Genomic DNA, 504 nt, shown 5'->3' on the forward strand with positions numbered 1-504 from the left:
CCGTTGGCACCGCGCCGACACCAACTGCTTGTGCTTCTTCAAATACGCGGGCTGCTAGTTCGCTATTGTCTTGTTGCACACGTCCTTGTTGGGCTAAATAGGCTTCAACTTTATCTAAATCTAAACGCGCCCAGTCATTTTGCGACCGAAGGTATTGGTCTGCCACAGTATAGGCCGCTTCTTGGTTGTCGTAATCGATGTAATCATGGACAAGATTGCCTTTTTGTAGACGCGGACTGGTTTTATCATAGTGCTTCAAAATCCGTTGCACCTGCCCTGTTTGAATTAATGGATCTAGGAAGAAGGCGAATTGCTCTTGGTAATTTAAGGCATCCGGGCAAGCAAGGTTGTAGTATTCAACAACTTTAACCTTGGCTGTATCTTTTCCAAGTTTAATCGCATCTTGATAGGTGATTTTATCTGTTTGAAAGGTCATTTAAATGCCTCCTTATTATATTTTCCTTACTGGGCAATTTGTTCGTCTAAGTAAGCAATTAATTCAGC

1 protein-coding gene is annotated in these 504 nt (G+C 42.7%); it reads right to left on the bottom strand.

What is annotated here, in order from left to right; translation table 11 throughout:
* On the bottom strand, positions 1-436 hold a 436-nt coding region (locus ACRCJ0_RS19570), incomplete at its 3' end, for a thioredoxin domain-containing protein (RefSeq protein WP_431391886.1).
* Positions 437-504: the final 68 nt, after the last annotated feature.

The organism is Aerococcus sp. L_32, from assembly GCF_050689315.1.